1 pseudogene is annotated in these 288 nt (G+C 63.9%); it reads left to right on the top strand.

Annotated features, from left to right (window positions below):
- Nucleotides 1-288 (top strand): annotated as a pseudogene (locus ACTFO6_RS18580) (hypothetical protein); the annotation flags it as partial.

A 288-nucleotide genomic window follows, 5' to 3' on the forward strand; every position in this document is an offset into this window, starting at 1 on the left:
GTTCAAGCGGGGCGAGCAGAACGAGGCCCAGATCCGGGCATTCATCGTCCAGTTCTCCGTGTTCTCCAACCAGTTCCTGGTGGCCCAGCTCCACAAGATGATCAACGCCGACACCCTGGAAGGCATGCGGGCCTCCAAGGAGATCCTGGCCAACGAGATCGGCGTGATCTTCAACCCCCACGGCGCCCGGCGGCCGGCGGAAACCCAGGACTACGATCCCGACAAGGTAGGCACCGAGGGCACCGTCCAGGGCGGTACCTTCCGCTTCGAGGCGGGTCACTTCGAATG

Origin of the sequence: Pelomicrobium sp. G1 (genome assembly GCF_051905455.1) — a bacterium.
Classification (GTDB): domain Bacteria; phylum Pseudomonadota; class Gammaproteobacteria; order Burkholderiales; family UBA6910; genus Pelomicrobium.